The 19873-nt window shown below is 59.5% G+C and carries 18 protein-coding genes and 1 riboswitch; of the genes, 11 read left to right on the top strand and 7 right to left on the bottom strand.

Annotated elements, in window-relative coordinates:
• Positions 1-47 precede the first annotated feature (47 nt).
• A complete protein-coding gene (locus tag K290_RS0112665; RefSeq protein ID WP_028752272.1) occupies positions 48-1265 on the bottom strand; it encodes an SfnB family sulfur acquisition oxidoreductase in 1218 nt (405 codons plus the stop codon).
• A gap of 194 nt (positions 1266-1459) precedes the next feature.
• Between K290_RS0112665 and K290_RS0112660 the strand changes: the two genes are divergently transcribed.
• The 10 genes from K290_RS0112660 (at position 1460) to K290_RS0112610 (ending at position 13587) form a co-directional block, all read left to right on the top strand.
• Entirely contained in the window at positions 1460-2059 is a 600-nt protein-coding gene (locus K290_RS0112660) for an RBBP9/YdeN family alpha/beta hydrolase (RefSeq protein ID WP_028752271.1), read from the top strand.
• Positions 2060-2447: 388 nt separating this feature from the next.
• Positions 2448-3863 (top strand): FAD/NAD(P)-binding protein, encoded by a 1416-nt coding sequence (locus tag K290_RS0112655; RefSeq protein WP_028752270.1) that lies wholly within the window; start codon positions 2448-2450, stop codon positions 3861-3863.
• A gap of 211 nt (positions 3864-4074) precedes the next feature.
• Positions 4075-4291: riboswitch (cobalamin riboswitch) on the top strand.
• A gap of 108 nt (positions 4292-4399) precedes the next feature.
• Positions 4400-4813 carry a DUF1636 family protein gene (locus K290_RS34160; RefSeq protein ID WP_037135378.1) on the top strand — a complete coding sequence of 138 codons (414 nt, stop codon included), beginning with the start codon at positions 4400-4402 and terminating at the stop codon, positions 4811-4813.
• Between the two features lie 9 nt (positions 4814-4822).
• Complete coding sequence (locus K290_RS0112640) at positions 4823-5602, top strand: ABC transporter ATP-binding protein (protein ID WP_037135346.1); 780 nt, start codon at positions 4823-4825, stop codon at positions 5600-5602.
• 13 nt (positions 5603-5615) lie between these two features.
• Positions 5616-6575: an ABC transporter substrate-binding protein gene (locus K290_RS0112635; protein ID WP_037135338.1), complete on the top strand. Its 960-nt coding sequence runs from the start codon at positions 5616-5618 to the stop codon at positions 6573-6575.
• 60 nt (positions 6576-6635) lie between these two features.
• Positions 6636-7646: a FecCD family ABC transporter permease gene (locus K290_RS0112630; protein WP_037135376.1), complete on the top strand. Its 1011-nt coding sequence runs from the start codon at positions 6636-6638 to the stop codon at positions 7644-7646.
• A 72-nt stretch (positions 7647-7718) separates the two neighbouring features.
• Entirely contained in the window at positions 7719-8279 is a 561-nt protein-coding gene (locus K290_RS0112625; RefSeq protein ID WP_028752265.1) for a DUF924 family protein, read from the top strand.
• Between the two features lie 173 nt (positions 8280-8452).
• Positions 8453-11071: a mechanosensitive ion channel family protein gene (locus K290_RS0112620; RefSeq protein ID WP_028752264.1), complete on the top strand. Its 2619-nt coding sequence runs from the start codon at positions 8453-8455 to the stop codon at positions 11069-11071.
• Positions 11072-11221: 150 nt separating this feature from the next.
• Positions 11222-12052 carry a response regulator gene (locus K290_RS0112615; RefSeq protein WP_028752263.1) on the top strand — a complete coding sequence of 277 codons (831 nt, stop codon included), beginning with the start codon at positions 11222-11224 and terminating at the stop codon, positions 12050-12052.
• 203 nt (positions 12053-12255) lie between these two features.
• On the top strand, positions 12256-13587 hold the full coding sequence (locus tag K290_RS0112610) for a diguanylate cyclase (protein ID WP_028752262.1): 1332 nt from the start codon (positions 12256-12258) through the stop codon (positions 13585-13587).
• Between the two features lie 20 nt (positions 13588-13607).
• Here the strand turns inward: K290_RS0112610 and K290_RS0112605 are convergent, their stop codons facing one another.
• The 3 genes from K290_RS0112605 to K290_RS0112595 form a co-directional block, all read right to left on the bottom strand.
• Positions 13608-14627 carry a GlxA family transcriptional regulator gene (locus K290_RS0112605; RefSeq protein WP_425337592.1) on the bottom strand — a complete coding sequence of 340 codons (1020 nt, stop codon included), beginning with the start codon at positions 14625-14627 and terminating at the stop codon, positions 13608-13610.
• 301 nt (positions 14628-14928) lie between these two features.
• Positions 14929-15135, bottom strand: a complete 207-nt coding sequence (locus tag K290_RS0112600; RefSeq protein WP_028752260.1) for a DUF1127 domain-containing protein — start codon at positions 15133-15135, stop codon at positions 14929-14931.
• A gap of 74 nt (positions 15136-15209) precedes the next feature.
• Positions 15210-15455, bottom strand: a complete 246-nt coding sequence (locus tag K290_RS0112595) for a hypothetical protein (protein WP_028752259.1) — start codon at positions 15453-15455, stop codon at positions 15210-15212.
• 80 nt (positions 15456-15535) lie between these two features.
• Between K290_RS0112595 and K290_RS0112590 the strand changes: the two genes are divergently transcribed.
• Complete coding sequence (locus K290_RS0112590) at positions 15536-16477, top strand: LysR family transcriptional regulator (RefSeq protein ID WP_028752258.1); 942 nt, start codon at positions 15536-15538, stop codon at positions 16475-16477.
• 18 nt (positions 16478-16495) lie between these two features.
• Here K290_RS0112590 and K290_RS0112585 read toward each other — a convergent pair whose 3' ends face one another.
• Genes K290_RS0112585 through K290_RS0112575 form a run of 3 tightly spaced genes read right to left on the bottom strand, consistent with a single transcriptional unit; the run spans position 16496 to position 19863 of the window.
• Positions 16496-18499, bottom strand: coding sequence for an ASKHA domain-containing protein (locus tag K290_RS0112585; RefSeq protein WP_051264054.1), 2004 nt, complete (start codon positions 18497-18499; stop codon positions 16496-16498).
• Between the two features lie 45 nt (positions 18500-18544).
• Positions 18545-18895 (bottom strand): hypothetical protein, encoded by a 351-nt coding sequence (locus K290_RS0112580; protein ID WP_028752256.1) that lies wholly within the window; start codon positions 18893-18895, stop codon positions 18545-18547.
• A 2-nt stretch (positions 18896-18897) separates the two neighbouring features.
• On the bottom strand, positions 18898-19863 hold the full coding sequence (locus K290_RS0112575; RefSeq protein WP_028752255.1) for a methyltetrahydrofolate cobalamin methyltransferase: 966 nt from the start codon (positions 19861-19863) through the stop codon (positions 18898-18900).
• Between the last annotated feature and the right edge of the window lie 10 nt (positions 19864-19873).

The following is a 19873-nucleotide window of genomic DNA, read 5'->3' as shown; positions in this document are numbered from 1 at the left end:
CCTAGCTCGCCCGCCAAGGGCAAGTAGGTCCTCGAGTTTTCCGCTTTTCATAACGTCCAGTTCTTCGGCGGCGCCATGCCATTGAGATGGTAATTGCCGACGATATGATATTTCCCGCGTACCGGGTCGTGCAACGTGTGGGTTCGGGCGTTGCGCCAATGACGGTCGAGATTGAGGCCGATGCGCGTGGCGGAGCTACCGGCGAGCTCGAACAGCGTATTCGAGGCTTCGATAGCTATTTCCGTCGTCAGGGTTTTTGCAGCGGCCACGGCAAGCGTGGCCTCGATCACATCGTCTTCGGTTGGGTTGATCTGGGCGATATCGATCTTCTTGCCGGCACGTTCCAGCATGGCGGCGGCTGCCTCGATGCGAATGGCGATCTGACCGATCCTCGCGATGGTCAGCGGATCATCGGCAGCTCGCTCGACGCCGCTGTCCATCCAGGGACGTGCCTGCGTTTTTACAAGCTCGACGGTCTCGGCAAAAGCGGCCCGGGCGATGCCGAGATCGATGCCGGCATGAATGATTTGGCCGACCGAACCGATGGTGGTCGCCCGCTCGAAACCTTTGTGATGCAAAACGACGGCGTCGGCGTTGACGTAGACATTGTGCAAAATGGTCGTGCCGCTGCCGGATGTGCGCTGGCCGAAACCATCCCAGTCATCGATAATCTGGATGCCCTCGGAACCACGTGGAACAAGCGACATGGTAAGGTCGTCCTGCGCGTTCAGCGCAAAAATGGCGATCCAGTCGGCGAAAAGCACGCCGGTCGAATAGAATTTGCGGCCGTTGAGACGATAGCCCAACCCGTCCGATGTCAGGCGCGTATTGTATTGACCAGCCGTGGTGGTGCCGAGTTCGGAGAAGGCATTGCCGAAGCGGTCACCGGCCAATGCCTTCGCAAAGAAGAAATTCTTCTGTTCTTCGCTGCCGTCGATGCGCAGCGCTTCTAGAATGTAGAAATGGCTTTGCGGAATCTGTGCGATCGAAGGATCGGCTTCGGCCAGGATGGCGATGATTTCGGCGAGAACAGAGTTGGAGATATCGAGGCCGCCATAGTCTGACGGAGTGGTGATGCCGAGCAGGCCGGATTGCGAAAGGGCCTCCAATTCCTCGTAGGGTAAGACGCGGTTGATATCGCGGTCGCTTGCCTGCTGTGCGAATTGTGCGGCTAAGGATCGCGCGGTCTCCAGCGCTTCTTCATCGCTTTGAATGCGGTGTGCGGGCGGTCTGATGCGCTCGTGCAACTGTGAAACAGTTCCCATTCATGACCCCATCACGGTTGGCATTTCAACGATTTAGCGGTGCGAAAGCGGTATGATCGTAATTTCTATAGATCTACTATACAATAGATTTTCTTTGCTTATCGAAATTTCGCTGTCCGGCATAATAGGCATCGAATGGAGAAATTGTAAGCAGGCGGCTCATTGCAGCCGCCGCTGGCATCCAGGAGAGCGCCATGGTCGCGACACTGATCCTTCCGGGTTTAAACGGCTCCGCCGAGGGCCATTGGCAGCGCCATTGGGCGCGAGACCAAGCCTCGGCGACCATCGTCCGGCAGGTCTCCTGGTCGACGCCGGTGCTGGGCCATTGGCTGGCGGTGCTGGAAAGCGAGTTGGAGAGGGTGGGAGAGGCGTGGCTCGTCACCCATAGTCTTGGATGTCTGCTTGCTGCGAACCTTGCTGATCGGCCTGGCGCCCAGCATGTAAAAGGCGCCTTTCTCGTTGCTCCCTGCGATCTCGACCGGACGGAGAGACTGCATCCCGGCGCCATCGATTTTGGCAGCATGCCGACCAAAACCCTGCCATTTCCAAGCTTGGTCGTCGGCAGCCGTAATGATCCTTATATGGATTTCGCCGAGCTTCGCCGCCATGCGGCACAATGGGGCAGTGCGCTTCATGATCTTGGCCATGCCGGACACATCAACATCGCCAGCGGTTTTGGTCGATGGGAGCAGGGCTATCACCTATTTTCCGCGTTCATTGGAAGGGTCTGGGACCGCCAGACCAGGCCAGCGAAACCGCCGCTGCACAGCATCCTAGGCGAGGCCATTTCGTAGAGGCGATCCACCGTAAAAAAGCCGATCGCAAGAAAGCGCTTGCTCCCGGCGGATTTTCGCGCTTTCATATACGACTAAATAAGTAGACAATAGCAACAATTACATCTCTCGTGCCGCCGACAGGCTCGATATGTGCAGATGTTGACGAAGGGAAATGGGTTCCTAGTTGCGTGGGAACCCGCCCAGAGCATCCCGTTTCAGGCGGAACACCAAACGGAGAGGATGCCCTGAGTTCAAAGAACCGGAGCGGCCATTGCGCGTTTAAGGAGGCGCGGCGGCTCCAGCGGCCAGGCGCTCAATGGCCGTGAGCTGTGTGCGGTTTACAGGCAACGCAGCAATATGCCCTTAGAAAAGCATGATCGACCACCTCTTTGCCCCAGGAGTTGATATGACGGTTCAGGGACTTTTTTCCGCCAGGGCAAATGCCTTGGCACAGGCTTATGAAATGCCGCGTATCGCCGTCGTCGGTCGCGGCTTTTCCGGCATGATGATGGCGATCGCCTTAATGAAGACGGTTCGGACGCCGTTTCATCTGCAGCTTTTCGATCCCAATTCCAGCGTCAGCGGCGGCCAGGCTCTCGCGTCCGGCCATAGCAGCGAAATCCTGAACAGCCGTGTGCGCGATCTTTCGGTTGCCGCGGGCGACCCCGATGATTTCAACGATTGGCTCTGTAGCAATGCGACCTTCCGCAGTGCCGTGCCGGCTGCAATACCAGGATTTTTGCAGATCTTCGTCCCCAAGAGCATTTTCAGCGACTATGTCTATCAGCGCTTTTCCCAGGCACTGTCCTCGCGGCGGGACATTACGGTGCAAGTCAGCGGCGAGGCGGTGATCAGCGTGCACCGCAGCCATGGTGACCGCTTTGTGGTGGAGAGCGCCGGCGCTGCCAATCCGCCGTTCGACACGGTGGTGCTTGCGACCGGCTACGGCATTGCCGATCACGAGCCGCAGAGCGGTCAACCCGTCGTGACGCCGACGACGGTCCGCGCCCGCCGCCTGGTGTCGCGCCCGCATACGGTATTGCTCGGCAGCGGTCTGCGCGTCGTCGACCGGCTGCTGCAGATGCGCGACAACGGCTACAATGGCCAGATCACCATCATTTCGAGACACGGTTTCCTGCCGCAGAGCCACACCCGCAGCAATGCCGATCCCGTCTTTCCGGCGGAGGCTATGCCCGGCAGTCTCAGCGAGATCGTGCGCTTTATCCGGCAGGCTTGCGAGAATGCCGAGGCGAACGGGCAAAGCTGGCAATCCGTCATGAACGGCCTGCGCAAACACGCGCGCTCGCTCTGGCGCTCGCTGCCGGCGGGACAGAAGCAGCAATTCAACCGCCATCTGCGCGCGCTTTACGACAGCCATCGCAACCGCCTGCCGGAGGCTCTGTATGTGCGGCTGAAACAGGAGCTGGCAGAAGGCAATACGCTCTCGCGCCGCGGGCAGTTTCTCCGGCGCACCCCCACCGGTTTGATGCTAAAGCCGGCTGGCGAGCAGGGCTTGGAGCAGATCTATGCCGATGAGGTGATCGACTGCCGCTGTCAGGAACCCGATCTCGACACGCCATTGATGCGGAGCCTGATCGACGCAGGCCTTGCCATACCGGACGAACTCGGTCTTGGCCTCGCTGTCGAAGCGGCGGGCGCGCTCTCCGTGGATGGGCGAACAACCGAGGGGTTTTTTGCCATAGGGCCGCTCGGACTCGGGAGCTTGCCGGACATCGATCTCGTGCCCGAGATCGTGACGCAGGCCTATGCTGCCGCCGAGGGGGTGGCTGCGCGGTTCTATCCCCAGTGTAAGGCGGTGTGATTAGGATTTTATCTCGGCCATCTCTTGGGTGAGATCATGCCGCGGTCGCCATCGTTTGGTGAATACGTTTCAGCCTGTCCTTGCAGTCTCAGTTTTTGATTGCAATATGTAACGTAATAACATATCAAACCTACGTGCCAAACACGCCAACCTGACTCCGGGACAAGTGCAGACATCGATGACACCACCATTGCTCGTTTCGATTTTCTATGAGATGAACGTTGCCGATGGTGCTGCCGCCGGAATCATCCGGAGGGCGGCTGAAAAGGGAACACGGTGCGGATTACCCATCAGGGGCCAAAACCGTGGCTGCCCCCGCAACTGTAAGCGGAGAGCGCGTTCGCGACATGCCACTGGCTTCATGCCGGGAAGGTGCGAATGGGCTGTGACCCGTGAGCCAGGAGACCTGCCATCGATAACGTCAACCGCAACGGACGGGGTGTTCCGATGGAAATTCAGTGGTTGGGCGAGGGCGTATGCGCGTCCGCAAGCCCTATCTTGACTTTGCCTCCGGCGAGATCTCCGGGAGGCTTTTCATGGACAAAGCGAAAGAGCAGACGCATCGGATCACCGTATGCACGAGTTGCCGTCACGTCGGCGCACCATGCCGTCCCGGTCTCGATCTGCTGAAGCATCTACAGGCGGCTATTGCCGAGGCTGGTGCGGCACTTTCCGACGATTTCAGTCTGGAGGGCAGTGTCTGCATGGCTGGCTGCGAGAGGCCATGCACCGTCGCCTTCCAGGCGTCGGCAAAGGCGACGTACCTCTTCGGTGACATTGCTGATGAGGCCGATATCGGGGCGCTGGTCTCCTTCGCCGAGCTTTACCGCGATCGGCCCGATGGCCTGACGCGGGAAGGCGAACGCCCGAAAATGTTGGGCGGCAAGACGTTGGCGCGCATTCCGGCCGCCATCGTTTCAGCCGAGCGCCACGCAACGCTGTTGCAGTAGGAGGGGCGTATGCTGGAAAAATGCTTGCGACTGGAAGCTGACGGCGTCACCTGGGCGCCACCTAAAGGCAAGCCCATCATCCGCGACATCAGCCTGTCCATCAAAGCCGGTGATCGGCTGGCGATTATCGGCCCGAACGGGGCCGGCAAATCGACCCTGCTGCGCTGCCTCTACCGCGGTATCCGGCCGCAACGGGGTTCGGTGCGTCTCGACGGCATCGATCTCTGGTCGATCGGCCCGCGCGAGACGGCGCAGCGCATTGCCGTCGTCCTGCAGGAGACGCCGGGCGATTTTCCCTTCAGCGTTCGCGACGTCGTGATGATGGGGCGCATTCCCCATCGCAAGGGCATGGCGCGTTGGAGCGAGGAGGACCATGCGGCGACTGCGGCAGCACTTGTCCGCCTGGAACTCAAGCATCTGGCGCTCCGGCAGTTCGCGTCGCTTTCGGGCGGCGAGAAACAGCGGGTGTTGATTGCCCGCGCGCTGGCACAGCAGCCGGAGCTGATCATCCTGGATGAGCCGACCAATCACCTCGATATCCGCCATCAGCTCGAAATACTGGAGCTTTTGAAAGGCCTTGGTCTGACGATCATCACCACACTCCACGACATCAATCACGCCGCCGATTTTGCGACGCATGTTGCTGTGCTCGATTCCGGCCGTCTGACCGGTCACGGCTTGCCGTCAGACGTTCTGACCGCCGAGCGCATCTCATCCGCGTTTCGTGTCGAAGCGAGGCATCAGATCGCGGGCGACACATCTCACCGTTTCAGTTTTTCTCTTCGATAATTTGGAGCCGTTTATGTCTTTCCGCATGTCCTTGTCCGCCACCGCCTTGCTGCTCGGCACACTCTTTGCCGGCGCTGCTCTGGCTGAGCCTGTCACTGTGCGTAGCTGCAATCGCGATGTCACCTTCGACAAGGCGCCATCGCGCGCTGTTTCCAACGACGTCAATCTCACCGAAATGATGCTCGCATTGAAGCTAAGGGATCGTATGGTCGGCTATACCGGCGTTTCCGGGTGGAAGACGCTAGACGAGAAACTTAGGGACGGCATCCAGGAAATGCCGGAACTGTCGCCAAAGTATCCGACCAAGGAGGTGTTGCTCGGCGCCAATGCCGACTTTTATTTCGCCGGCTGGAACTACGGCATGAAAGTGGGCGGCGAAGTGACGCCCGAGACCATGGCGCCCTTTGGCATCAAGGTCTATGAGCTCACCGAATCCTGCATTTTCGTCATGCAGAAGAACAAGCCGACCATGGACGACATGTTCGTCGACCTGCTGAATCTCGGCAAGATTTTCCGTGTCGAGGATAGGGCCGAGGCCCTGGTTGCCGGCTATCGCAGGCAGCTTAGCGATATCCAGTCGAAGATCAGTCACGTCGACAGGCCCACTCGCGTCTTTGTCTATGATTCCGGCGAGGAAAAGCCTTTCACCTCCGGCCGTTACGGCATTCCGACGGCAATGATCGAAGCGGCTGGCGGCACCAATGTCATGGACGATGTCGAAAAGAGCTGGACGGAGGTTTCCTGGGAGCCGGTAATCGAGAAGAACCCGGAAGTCATCGTCATCGTCGACTATGGCCAGGTCACCGCGGCCCAGAAAATCGCATTTCTGAAGAGCAATCCGGCCTTCAAGAATATCGAAGCGGTGAAGAACGATCGCTTCGTCGTGCTACCCTATGTCGAGGCTACGCCGGGACCGCGCAACATCGAGGCCATCGCCACGCTGGCAAAGGCCTTCCATCCGGAAGCGATGTAACGAACGACAATGCCGATCCGTCCAGTTGATCACCGGACGGATCGCCTCGTGGATTTTCGCATGCGTCTTGGCCTTCCCATTCTGATCCTTCTCCTTGCTGCTTTCCTCGTCATGTCGATCACGGCGGGCGTCTCGTTTGGCGCGGCGCCGATCCCGTTTGCGACCGTCTGGTCGATCGTCGGCAACAAGCTGCATGCCGGGTTGTTTCGCATCACCTGGTCAGGCGGACAGGAAAGCATCGTTTGGGATGTCCGTTTTCCGCGCGTCTTGCTGGCTTTGCTGGTGGGTGCCGGGCTTGCGGTCACCGGAGCGGTGCTGCAGGCCCTGACGCGAAATCCGCTGGCTGATCCGCATCTTCTCGGCGTTTCCTCAGGCGCCGCTTTCGGCGCTATATTGGCGCTCCTGCACACGGGGCTCATCTTTGGGCTGTTGACTGTCCCGTTGTTTTCCTTTGGCGGCGCGCTGCTCGCCATTGCCGCCGTGGCGCTGGTAACGCGGCTGACGCGTTCACATTCGGCCGACCGACTGGTGCTATCGGGCGTCGCCGTCGCCTTTGTCTTTACCGCGCTCGGCAACCTCCTGATTTTTCTCGGCGACCCCAGGGCAGCAAATACCGTCGTGTTCTGGTTGCTCGGCGGCTTGGGGCTGGCGCAGTGGCAGCATCTGATCTACCCGGCCGGCGTGCTCCTCGTCTGCCTTTCCCTGCTGATGCTGAAATCGCGAGAGCTGAACGCCCTTGCCATGGGCGACGAGACGGCAGCGACGCTCGGCATCGCCGTATCGCAATTCCGCCTCCTGCTGTTCGTCGTCACGGCGCTACTGACGGGCGTCATGGTCGCCTTTTCGGGGGCGATCGGCTTTGTCGGATTGATGGTTCCGCATTTCGTCCGGCTGCTCGCCGGCGGCGACAACGTCCGTGTCGTGCCGCTGAGCGCCGCCTTCGGAGCACTGACACTGGTCTGGGCCGATATGGCCGCGCGGCTTATCATGGCGCCGGAGGACATGCCGATCGGCATCGTCACGGGTCTGGCCGGCGGCATCGCCTTCATTCTGATCCTGCGAAAAAGCTGAGCGGCTAGCGTTCCCCATTGCCGGAGGCCGGTCGTGGACCTATCTCCGGGCGGGCATGCCGGGAGGAAGGGAATGGCCGCAGATACGATTGTTTGTACGCCAGAAGAAGTGCTGAGCTTCTGGTTCGAGGAGTGCACGAGCGAGGATTGGTTTCGCTCAACCATTGCTCTCGACGAAGAAATGCGCCGTCGGTTTCGCGACACGCATCTGGCACTGGCGGCCGGCGTCCCGGATTCCTGGCGGACTACGCCCGAACGCCGGCTTGCAGCGGTTATTGTCCTCGATCAGTTCGCCCGCAACATTTATCGCGGCACACCGCTGGCCTTTGCCACGGATGGTTTGGCATTGCAGGAAGCGAAAGCGGCTTTGGAGGTCGGCGCCGATCAAGGAATGCCGGCCGAACGGCGGATATTCTTCTACATGCCGTTCGAACATGCCGAACACCTTGCCGAACAGGACCGAGCCGTTGCGCTTTTCCGTTCGCTCGGCCTTGAAGAGCAGATCGACTATGCGCTTCGCCATCACGCCGTCATTGCCGCCTACGGCCGCTTCCCGCATCGCAATGTCTTTCTGGGGCGGACGTCGACAGAGGCCGAGAAAGACTATCTTGCCCAGCCGGAAGCAGGATTCTGAGGGAATAAAGGTGTAAATGCCTTTGTGTCGCCTTTCTTTGCCTTACAAGGCGTACGCGTAGGGAATATGAAATTCGCAATCACAGTATGGGAAGATCCCGTTCTTCCATTGTTTCGTGCGGCGAATCCGTTTGCTCAGCCGCCGGCGATTTAATCTGCGACGAGGAGCTTTGCTTGCGCCTGCTGAAACACCGTCTCCGTTTTTTGCCCGTGCTGCTTTTGGGACTGAGCGCAGTCATGGTTGCCGGCTCTTCGCCGGGCGGGCACGCTTTTGCGCAGAATCAGCAACAGGTACAGCCTGCGCAGCAACCCGCGGCTCAAGCGCCGCAGTCGGCGCAACTCGCCAACGGTTTGCTGGAGGCTGCGGTTGGCGACCTCAGCAAGGCAAAGAAGGACTTTGCCTCGATCGAAGGTGACTCCAAAGAGGAAGGCGCCGATGACAATGCGCTGGTGGCCCTTTCCGGCAAGGCGGATGAACTCAATCGTTCCGTAGCGGCGATTTCGGCGCGGTTGAAGCCACGCACTGCCGAGATCGACGCGCGCCTGACACAGCTCGGTCCGCCGCCCAAGGAGGGGCAGCCGCCGGAAGCAGCGATCGTCACCCAGGAGCGTGATCGTCTCAACGCCGAACGTTCGCAAATCAGCGCCGTGACCGTCGATGCCGACAACCTGGTTGCTGCGAGCAACCGGCTTGTGATGCAGCTTGTCGAAGTGCGCCGCAAGTTGTTTGCCGAGACGCTGTTCAAGCGTACAGGCGTTTCCGCTGCAACATTCGAGGATGCGGGGACGGCCTTCGTCAACGAGGGCGTAGAGTTCAGCACGGCCGTAACGAGCTGGATCGGCTTCGTCCTGAAGGCCAAGCTCGGTTCGTTGCTGGCCGCTCTCTTCCTGTCGCTTGGCGCGGCGCTGATTTTCCTTTCCGGCGGCTACCGCTTGTTCCGCAGGTATTATGTGCGGGACGAAAACATCGAAAATCCGCCCTATATCAGCCGCCTCTCGGTCGCCTTCTGGTCGACGCTGATCCGCACCCTGTCGTTGGTCGCGTTCCTCGTTACATCCTTTTTCTTCCTGTCGAATTTCAACGTGCTGCGACCCGATATCGCGCCGGTGCTGGCCGCTCTCTTCGGCTTCATCGGACTGGTCTATTTCGTCGGCCGCCTGGCTAACGCCGTTTTTGCGCCCGCCCGGCCGCATTGGCGGCTGGTCAAGCTGTCCAACAAAGGGGCTCGCTCGCTAAGCTGGTGCATGCAGGCCATGGCCGTCGTCAATGGTCTCGATTACGTCTTCGACCGCATCAGCGAATCCATGGGTTCGCCCGTTGTCGTCACCGTCGCGAAGAGTTTCTTTGCGGCGCTGCTGATCGGCCTCATCCTGATTGCCGCCTCCTTCGGGTCGCCGATCCTTTCAAAGAACGGCAATCCCGACGCTCCCGGTCGGCGTTGGCCACACGGCATGGCGATCATTCTTCGCGTGCTTGGTACGTTGCTGATCTTCACGGCTGTTATCGGCTATGTCGGTCTGGCGCGCTTCATCGCAACACAGTTGATCGTCACCAGTGCCGTTGTGGCGACGATGTATCTCGGCTTCCAGCTGGGCAAATCGGTGTCGAGGCAGGGCGTCTTTGCCGAGACGATCATCGGGCGTTTCCTCGAAAATCGTTTCGCGCTGGGCGATGTCGCGCTCGATCAGGCTGGTCTAGGGGCGGGTCTTGCAACCTATGCCGTTGCGCTTATGACCGGCATTCCGTTGATCCTGCTGTCCTGGGGATTTCATATCCAGGATCTGGAGCTGATCGCCTATCGGCTGTTCACCGAAATCCGCATCGGCAACATCTCGATTTCGCTGGTCGGCATCTTCGCCGGCGTCCTGCTCTTTGCCGGCGGTTACCTGGTGACGCGCTGGTTCCAGCGCTGGCTCGATAGCAATGTCATGGCGCGCGGGCAAGTGGACTTGGGTGTCCGCAACTCGGTGAAGACCGGTATCGGCTATCTCGGCGTGGCGGTAGCGTCTATTATCGCCATTTCGGCTGCCGGCATCGACCTGTCGAGCCTGGCGCTCGTTGCCAGCGCGCTCTCGGTCGGTATCGGTTTCGGCCTGCAGAATATCGTGTCGAACTTCGTCTCAGGCCTGATCCTGCTGGTCGAGCGGCCCTTCAAAGTTGGCGACTGGATCGTCTCGGGTACGTCGGAAGGCATCGTCAAGCGCATCTCGGTGCGCGCGACCGAGATCGAAACCTTCCGCAAGCAGTCGATCATCGTGCCGAACTCGGAGCTGATCAACGGCTCGGTCGGCAACTGGACGCACCGCAACCGCCTGGCGCGCTCGGAAATTCCGGTGTCCGTCAGTTTCGAGGCCGATCCGAAGAGGGTGATGGATATTCTGCTGGAGCTGGTGCGCGACGTCCCGAAGGTGCTCAGAAATCCCGAGCCGCATGTCGAATTCCTGCGCATCGGTCCATCCTCGCTCGATTTCGAGATGCGTTTCTATCTCTCCGATCTCTCCGACGGCATGGATATCCGCAACAATCTGCGCATCGATATCCTGAAGCGTTTTCGCGAGGAGGGGATTGCCATTCCCTATCCGCATCAGGAGCTGCATATCGTTCGCGACGGCAAACGCGGCAAGCAGGCCGATCTGTTAGCGAGCACCAAACTCGCCGACTCCGCAGACGGGCCGGAAGTCGTGAATGAAGACATTGTGAAAGACATCGCTCCACAGGTTGAAGAGGAGTTGCCGCAGCCGCTGGAGGTCAGGAGCGGTGTCCGGCGTCGTGGCAAGGCGTCGGCCCAATGACGCGTGATATCTGAGGTTCAGAGTATAATAAATGAGAAGGCCGCCGGCGGTCGCCTTTCATTTGTGGGAAACCAGTCGACTTAATAAATATTCAAGTGCTTTGCTGTAGAGAATTGGGACGGGGACGATTTTCTATTAACAGGTTTAATCATGCCATTTTTGGGTATTTCGGGAATGCAGTATTCCGGCGGCTCGCTTGCTGGGGCGCGTATTCTTCTCGCCGAGGATTCGAATGTCTTTACCTCGATGATCAGCACGAAGCTGAAGGAACTCTTCGATATCGACATTGAAATCTGCAGGAACTTCGAAGAATTGCAGTTTGCCTATGACAAGTCGTCCGAGCCGATCCGGTTGGCAATTTCCAATATCAATCTGCCGGGGGCGGAGAAGGGCGAGGCGCTCGAATATCTTATCGATCTCAGCATCCCGACGATCGTTTTCACCGGCACGTTCCAGGAAGGCATGCGCGACGCGCTGATCGCCAAGGATGTCGTCGACTATATTCTCAAGGATAATATCTTTGCCGTCGATCTGCTGGCAGAATCGATCTGTCGCTTTCTCACCAATCATCGTCATCACGTGCTGATCGTCGACGACAGCGCCACGGCGCGTGCGCTGCTATCCAGCCGCCTGAAGCGCTATAATTTCCGCGTCAGCGTCGCCGAGAACGGCACAAAGGCATTGGAGATTTTGAAGGCCAATCGCGACATCGGCCTGATGGTCACCGACTACAACATGCCTGATATAGACGGCTTCGAACTGACGCGCCGTATCCGGGCTAGCATCGGCTCACATGAACTGCGCATCATCGGCGTCTCGTCCTCGACCAACCGGCTCCTGTCGGCGCGTTTTCTAAAGGCTGGCGGTAATGATTTCATCCTGCGGCCGTTCATCGACGAAGAATTCTATTGCCGTGTGAACCAGAATCTCGACACGTTGCTGCAGATCCAGTCAGTGCGACAGGTAAGATTGAGTGCGTGACATATCGGAAGAAGAAGCCGATCGATACTCGACACGTGAAAAAATGAAGAAAATTCATCTTTTGTGCGATATTTCTGCAATCTCCGGTTTCAATTTCTTCACGAATCCTGTTCACGATGGAGTTGAGGGGCAAGGTCGTTTTCGCTTGCGATAGGCAACAGCGATCAGCGCATGCCGGGGGGTCTGGGAGGACGTAAAGGCAAATGGTGTTCCGCGTGGATTTCCTCAGCGATGGCCGCAGCCATCGCCGCGGCAGCCAGAAGATACTTCTGGTTGAGGATTCGCGTATGTTTTCTTCTGTCCTGTCCCATCGATTTCAAACCGAACTCGGCCTGAATGTTACCCATTGCGCCTCACTGAAGACGCTGAATGAAGCGCTGGCGGTGGACGGGCACGGCTTCACCATGGCTGTCGTCGATCTCAATCTGCCGGATGCACCCCATGGCGAGGCGCTGGATGTTACCATCGCCCGCCGTATCCCCACCATCGTCTTTACCGCGTCGTTCGACATGGAAATGCGCAACCGCATCATGGAGCGCAGCATTGTCGATTATGTTCTGAAGGACAATGAATTTGCCCTCGACAATCTCGTTTCCACCGTAAGGCGCGCCATATCCAACCGCGGCACGCGGGTGCTGGTGGTGGACGACCTGCCGTCGGCACGGCGTGTGCTGGTCGAGCTTCTGGAGGCGCAGCAGTTCAAGGTTGCCGAAGCCGGCACCGGCGTCGAAGCTTTGGCAGCGCTCGACGAATATGGCGACATCGAAGTGGTGGTGACCGACCATCACATGCCTGATATGGACGGTTATGAACTGACCCGGCGTATTCGCCATCGCTACGGTTCGGATCGGATGCGGGTCGTCGGCATCTCCTCTTCGAACGACCGTCTGTTGTCGGCGATGTTCCTGAAGGCCGGCGCCAGCGATTTCATCTATCGTCCGTTCGTGGCTGAAGAGCTGCAATGCCGTATTGCACACAATGTCGAAACGTTGATGCAGCTCAAGCAGTTGCGCGCCGCCGCGGCAAGCGACTATCTGACAGGGCTCTATAATAGACGCTATTTCTACGATCACGGGCCGCGGATCGTCAACGAATGCCTGCGCCATCATCGGCCGACCTCGGTTGCGATTCTCGACATCGACCATTTCAAGCATCTGAACGACACCTATGGTCATGAGATCGGCGACCAGGTGTTGAAGGCTGTTGCCGGCCGGCTTCATTCGCTGTTCGAAGGCAGCGAGAATCTGCTCTCCCGTCTCGGCGGCGAGGAGTTTGCCATTCTGTTCACCGAGATGGATTCACGCGCGGCAACGGCGCTCTGCGACGAGGTGCGCGTCAATCTCGCCAATTTGAAGGTGAATGCGGACGACGAGGAACTATCGGTGACCGTGTCGATCGGCGTCGCCGAAATTGCCGGGCATGAGGCGTTCGAGAACTATCTAAACGCCGCCGACCAGTTTCTTTATATGGCCAAGCACAAGGGCCGCAATCAGGTCTATTCCGATGTCAAGATGACGGAGGAGGCGGCGGAATAGCCGCCTCCATCGGTCAGAACTCAAACGACGATGCCGGTACGGTTGCTCGACATGGTGAGCTTGCGTTCGGCGCGCTCCTGCTGCGGCGAGCGGTTATAGAGTTCGCGATAACACTTGGAGAAGTGAGAGGCGGAAACGAACCCGCAGGCAACCGCCACCTCCACGACCGGCATCGAGGACTGCACCAGCAGGTGACGTGCGCGGTCGAGGCGGATCTCCAGATAATAACGCGCAGGCGAGCGTCCCATTTCCTGACGGAAGAGGCGCTCGATCTGACGGCGCGAAAGGCCGGCATCATCGGCGATTTCCAGCAGCGACAGCGGCTCGGCGAGATTGCTTTCCATCAACTCGATAATCGATAGCACCTTGGCGTTCTGAACGCCCAGGCGAGCGCGCAGCGGCAGGCGCTGGCGGTCGTGCGGGCTGCGGACACGGTCGGTGAGCTGCTGCTCGCAGACGCGATTGACGAGGTTTTCGCCAAAATCCTGGCCGATCAGGTTCAGCATCATGTCGAGCGAAGCGGTACCGCCGGCGCAGGTATAGATATTGCTGTCGACCTCGTAGAGATCGGCGTAGACTTCGGCCTGGGGGAAATTCTCGGCAAAGCCGGGGAGATTTTCCCAGTGAATAGCGCAGCGCTTGCCGTTCAGCAGACCGGCCTGGGCCAACACATGTGCGCCCGTACAGAGGCTGCCGACGGCGACGCCACGATTGTAGGTCTCGCGCAGCCATGCGTTGACCGACTTGTTGTGGAACTCTTCGACGTAAATGCCCGAACAGACGAGCACCATGTTGGGCCTGTTCTCGCCGCCGAGATTGCGGCGCTCGTCGGCCAGCGACGTATTGACTTCGAGACCGATGCCGCTGGAGGAATAAACCTTCTGGCCGTCGATCGAGGCCAGCCTCCATGTGTATGCGGGATAACCAAGCATGCGATTCGCAATCCGCAGCGTCTCGACCGCGGCGGAAAACGGCAGCATGGTAAAGTGGGGAACGAGGAAGAAAACCAGGGAACGCGTCTTAATCGGAGTCTTGCTCATATCAGGAAAATCCATCCTCCAGGACCATCCCGTATTCCTTGCGTCAAATGCGTCGGCTCGATGGTCCAATAGCGACATTGGCATGGATAATAGCGGCCGCAAAGAGATATTTGTGCAAGCTCACTAAAATTGACGCTTCAAATAAAGCGGGCGAGACGACAAAGCAATTTACTGGAACGACCAAATATATATGGCGGCAATAACCAAACTAAAACCAAATACGCGCTCAGATGCATAAATGTTCGAAAGGCGACACCCGGACTGGTTGAGCGTCGCCTTCAGAATTCATGGGATATCGCGATCATCGTCCGGCCTTGGAATTCTTGGCTTCGTCGACGGCCGGCCAGCCAAGATCCTTGCGCATATCGTCCGAAAGGGACTCGAGCTCGCGCTCCGAGCGCCATTGCTGCCAGTGATCGGCAATCCGCGTGATGAGCTGCACAAACGTCCCAGTCGGCGGAAGCGGGCTGCGCGTCCTATGGGTGTGTCTATAGGTGATCGTTGTCATTTCAAGGTTCCTTCGGTTTTCAGATGCCCGAAAGGTCGCGACCTTTACGAGCTAATATGGGTGTGTTTGGCCCATCAATCAAACGAATAGATCTTATAGCTGCCATTAGCATTCTTGAACGATCGCGGGTTGGCGGCCTTCCGTTCGAGTGCCGAGAGCACCCGATCCGGCGGCAGCCCGCGGGCATTGACGTCGTCGATGAGATGCGCCGGGAAATGCGTTGCGATATCGTCGAGCGTGTGCTGCGCGGTGCGCTGAATTTCACGGGCGCGTATGAGGTTGAACAAGCGAGATGCCTCGCGAAGTGCTGCGCCAGCCATGGTTCGTTGCTCCTTTCGACTGTCTCAATCAATTTCGTTAGAGCCCAATATGGTGCTTCGTTGACATTCAGACAAATGAAATGATATGGTGTTTAAAATCAGAAAAATTGAAGGATGACGTTATGACCGTACCGCTCCGCCGGCCCATACCGCTGCTCGACAATGAAGTTCTGCGCACCTTCGTCGCCATCGCTGAAACCGGCAATTTTTCGACCGCTGCCGATGCGGTTTTTCGCACGCCGTCCGCTGTCTCCATGCAGATCAAGAAGCTGGAAGAGCAGCTCGGCGTGACGTTGTTCCTGCGCGATGCGCGCTCTGTCAGCCTGACGCAGCATGGCGAAATGCTGCTCTCCTATGCGCGCAACATCCTGGCCCTTTCCAATGAGGCCGTGTCGCGCTTCATCATGCCCGAGCTCAGCGGCGTCGTGCGGCTGGGCGCCCCCGATGATATCGGCGAGCGCCTGCTGCCGAGCATTCTGAGGAGTTTTTCGGAGAGTTATCCGGGCATCATGGTCGATGTTACTGTCGACATGAGTCTGCAGTTGAAGAAGCGTATCGAGGAGCAGCGGCTGGATCTGGCGCTGATCAACTGCGCGACGCGGCCTTTTCCAACCGAGGGCGAGGTGATCTATACCGAGCGCTTGGTCTGGGCCGGCGCAAAGTGCGGCACGGCCTATCGCCGCGATCCGCTTCCCATCTCGATTTGGGAAGAGGGCTGCATCTGGCGATCGGAGGCATTGGCGCAACTCGAGCGGCAGAAGCGTTCCTACCGCGTTTCCTATCTCAGCGCCCACACGATGGCACAGCGCGCCGCCATCGTGTCGGATCTGGCAGTCGCGCCGTTTCCGCGCTCCTACGTCACGGAGGATATGGAAATCCTTGGACCGAATGAGGGGCTGCCAGAGCTCACATCCTTCGACATTCGCCTGCTGACGGCGTCGCAGATGACAGGACCGATGAAGGCAGTCGCCGATAGCATCCGGCAGGCATTCGTAGAGATCGGACGAAGAATGGCGGCGTAAGCGGCCCGCGCTCGCCTATTACTCGCGGCTGCGGCGACGTCGGCGGCCGCCGCCCTCACCGTCGGCATCATCGGCAGGCTGCTTGCGCTCGGGCAATGTCACCACCTTCGACAGTTCCGGGAAGGCATCGACCTTGTTCGGCAGCGCCATGGCATAGACGAAATGCTCCTGAAACTTTGATTCAAGCGCCGTCTCTATCTTCTCGATTTTGCTCACCGTTTCCTCGATTTCGCGGCGGTGGCCGCGGTTGAGGAGGGCCATGCGCGCGCCGGTGCCGGCGGCATTGCCGACCGCCTTTACCTTGTCGAGGGCGCAGTCCGGGATCAGACCCAGCACCATCGCATATTTCGGATCGATGAAGGTGCCGAAGGCGCCGGCAAGGCCGATGCGGTCGACATGGGTTATGCCCTGCTTGTCCATCAGCAGCTTGACGCCGGCATAAAGCGCGGCCTTGGCGAGCTGAATGGCGCGGATATCATTCTGCGTCACCGTAATGCGCGGTTCGCCGTCGCGCAGCAGATAGGAGAAGGTGCGGCCGTTCTGCAGGATGCGCGGCGAGCGCGCCGTCATGCTGCCGTCGACGACGCCATCTTCGGAAATGATGCCGGTCAGGAACATCTCGGCCACGACCTCGATGATGGCCGACCCACAGATTCCAGTGACGCCGATTTTGGCTGCGGCTTCTTCAAAGCCGGGCTCATCCGACCACTGCTCGATGCCGATGACGCGATAGCGCGGTTCCAGTGTGACGGGATCGATACGTACGCGCTCGATGGCGCCGGGAGCGGCGCGTTGGCCGCTGGAAATCTCGGCACCTTCGAAGGCAGGGCCGGTCGGCGAGGAGGCTGCGACGACGCGGTCGCTGTTGCCAAGCACGATTTCGGCGTTGGTGCCGATATCGACCAGCAGCATCATTTCGTCCTGCCGGTGCGGCCCCTCGGCGAGCGTCGCCGCGGCGGCATCAGCACCGACATGGCCGGCAATGCAGGGCAGCATGTAGACGCGGGTGCCGGGATTCATCGGCAGGCCGATTTCGGCCGACGTCAAATGCACCGCGCCAGAGACGGCAAGCGCGAAGGGAGCGCCACCAAGTTCCGTCGGATCGATGCCGAGGAAGAGGTGATGCATGATCGGATTGCCGACGAAGACGGCGTCGAGAATATCCTGGCGCGATACGCCGCCGTCCGCGCAGACCTTGTCGATCAGCCCGTTCAGCGCTTCGCGCACCGCGTTGGTCATGGCGCCGCGACCGTCCGGATTCATCATCACGTAGGAGACGCGGCTCATCAGGTCTTCGCCGAAGCGGATCTGCGGGTTGGAAGCGCCGGCAGATGCCACCGTGCGGCCCGACAGCAGCGAAGAGAGATGCATCGCGATTGTCGTGGAGCCGATGTCGCAGGCAATGCCGTAGGCTTCATTCTTCAAGCCCGGATAAAGCGCGACTAGGCGCGGGCGGTCGCCCTCCTGATCCCTGTGGATCGCGGCCGTAACCTTCCATTCGCCCTTGCGCAGGATCGACTGGACCTGCGGGATGATATGAAAATCGACCTCGAGATTGTCGTACTTCCAGTCGGCGGCCAATGCAGCTTTCAGCCGGTCGAGATCGCCCGATGGCTTGTGCATATCCGGCTCTTCGACCTCGACGTAGCACATATGCACGGCCGTATCGCGGGCGATGACGCGCTCGTCGGCCGCCTTGCGGACCACCTGCGCATTGATCACCGTATCCTGCGGTACGTCGATGACCAGATCGCCTTGGATCAAGGCCGAGCAGGAGAGGCGACGCCCGTCGGGCAAGTCGCGGACTTCGGCGTAGCGCTTTTCCTTCGGGCCGATCGGTGAGAGGTGGTCGTTGGCGGAGACGATCTTGTGCTTGGCAAAATTGCCTTCCTGCACGGACACTTGGCACCGTCCGCATGTCGCGCGGCCGCCACAGACGCTTTCGACGTAGACGCCAAGCTGCCGTGCCGCTTCCAGCACGGGAGTGCCGACTGCAAATCGGCCACGCTTGCCGGAGGGCATGAAAAGGACGAGGGGGTTCGTGCTGTCGCTGGCTTGGGCCACGGATCAGCCTTTCTGTCTGGTGAGGCGGCGCACGTTCGATCGGACGCGCTTGCTGTAGGGCTTGACGGCGGCTTGGGCGATCGCATCGGCTGCGCGACGCGATGAGGTGCTGCTGCCCGTTGCCATCGCCGTTATCGCCACGACGTTCTGTTTGACAATGGCTATATTGGCCGCGACGGCGCTTTCCGCCGCAGCCATCATCTTTTCTGAGACCATCCGGTTGAATTCCGCGGTATTAAAAGCACCGCCGGTCATCGCCGCCATCCACATCTGTTGCGTGCGCATCGCAATGACGATGGGCGCCTGGAGCCACAGCGTTGCAAGATCGTTGGAAAGGCGGCTGCTCGGATACATCGCTATTCCCTCGTAGCGCCTGCTCCAGCGCGAGCCGCACGTCCACCACGGCGACCGCCGCCCGCTGCCGGCGCAGCCGTGGCAGCCGCAGCCACGCCGCCTTCGGCGGGCTTGTAGTCACGATAGGTCATGATCCAGTTCGTGCAATTGGGGTCAGTACCGTTCAGCACGTTGGCGGCGCGAACGGCTTCCATTTCCTGCGGGCGGCAGGGATTCATGATCGCCGAGGTCATGCCGGCGCCGATGACCATCGGAATGAAGCCGGCATTGATGCCATGGCGGTGCGGCAGGCCGAACGAGATGTTGGAGAGGCCGCAGGTGGTATTGACCTTCAGCTCGTTGCGCAGGCGATGCAGCAGCGCAAAGACCTGGCGGCCGGCGTCGCCCAGCGCACCGATCGGCATGACGAGCGGATCGACGACGATATCATGCGGCTTGATGCCGTGGTCCATGGCGCGTTCGACGATCTTCTTGGCGACCGCGAAACGCACGTCTGGGTCCATGGAAATGCCGGTCTCGTCGTTGGAGATGGCGACCACCGGCACGTCGTATTTCTTCACCAGCGGCAGGATGGCTTCGAGCTTCTCCTCTTCGCCGGTCACGGAATTGACCAGCGGCCGGCCCTTGGCGACCTTCAGCCCCGCCTCGATAGCGGCTGTTACCGAGCTGTCGATCGATAGCGGCACATCGACGAGGCCCTGGACGATTTCCAACGTCTTCACCAGCAGGCCCGGCTCGGTCTCGTTCGGATTGACAGAGGTGACGCCGGCGTTGACGTCGAGCATAGTCGCACCGGCGGCTACCTGTTCCAGCGCGTCCTTGATGACGGTCTCGAAATTGCCCTCGATCATCTCGGCGGCCAGCTTCTTGCGCCCCGTCGGGTTGATGCGTTCGCCGATCACGCAAAAGGGTTGGTCGAAACCGATGATGATTTCGCGAGTGGCTGAAGCAACGATGGTACGCGTCATGTCTGATCCT

Origin of the sequence: Rhizobium leucaenae USDA 9039 (genome assembly GCF_000426285.1) — a bacterium.
Taxonomy (GTDB): Bacteria; Pseudomonadota; Alphaproteobacteria; order Rhizobiales; family Rhizobiaceae; genus Rhizobium; species Rhizobium leucaenae.
This window is presented reverse-complemented; position numbering and strand designations above follow the sequence as displayed.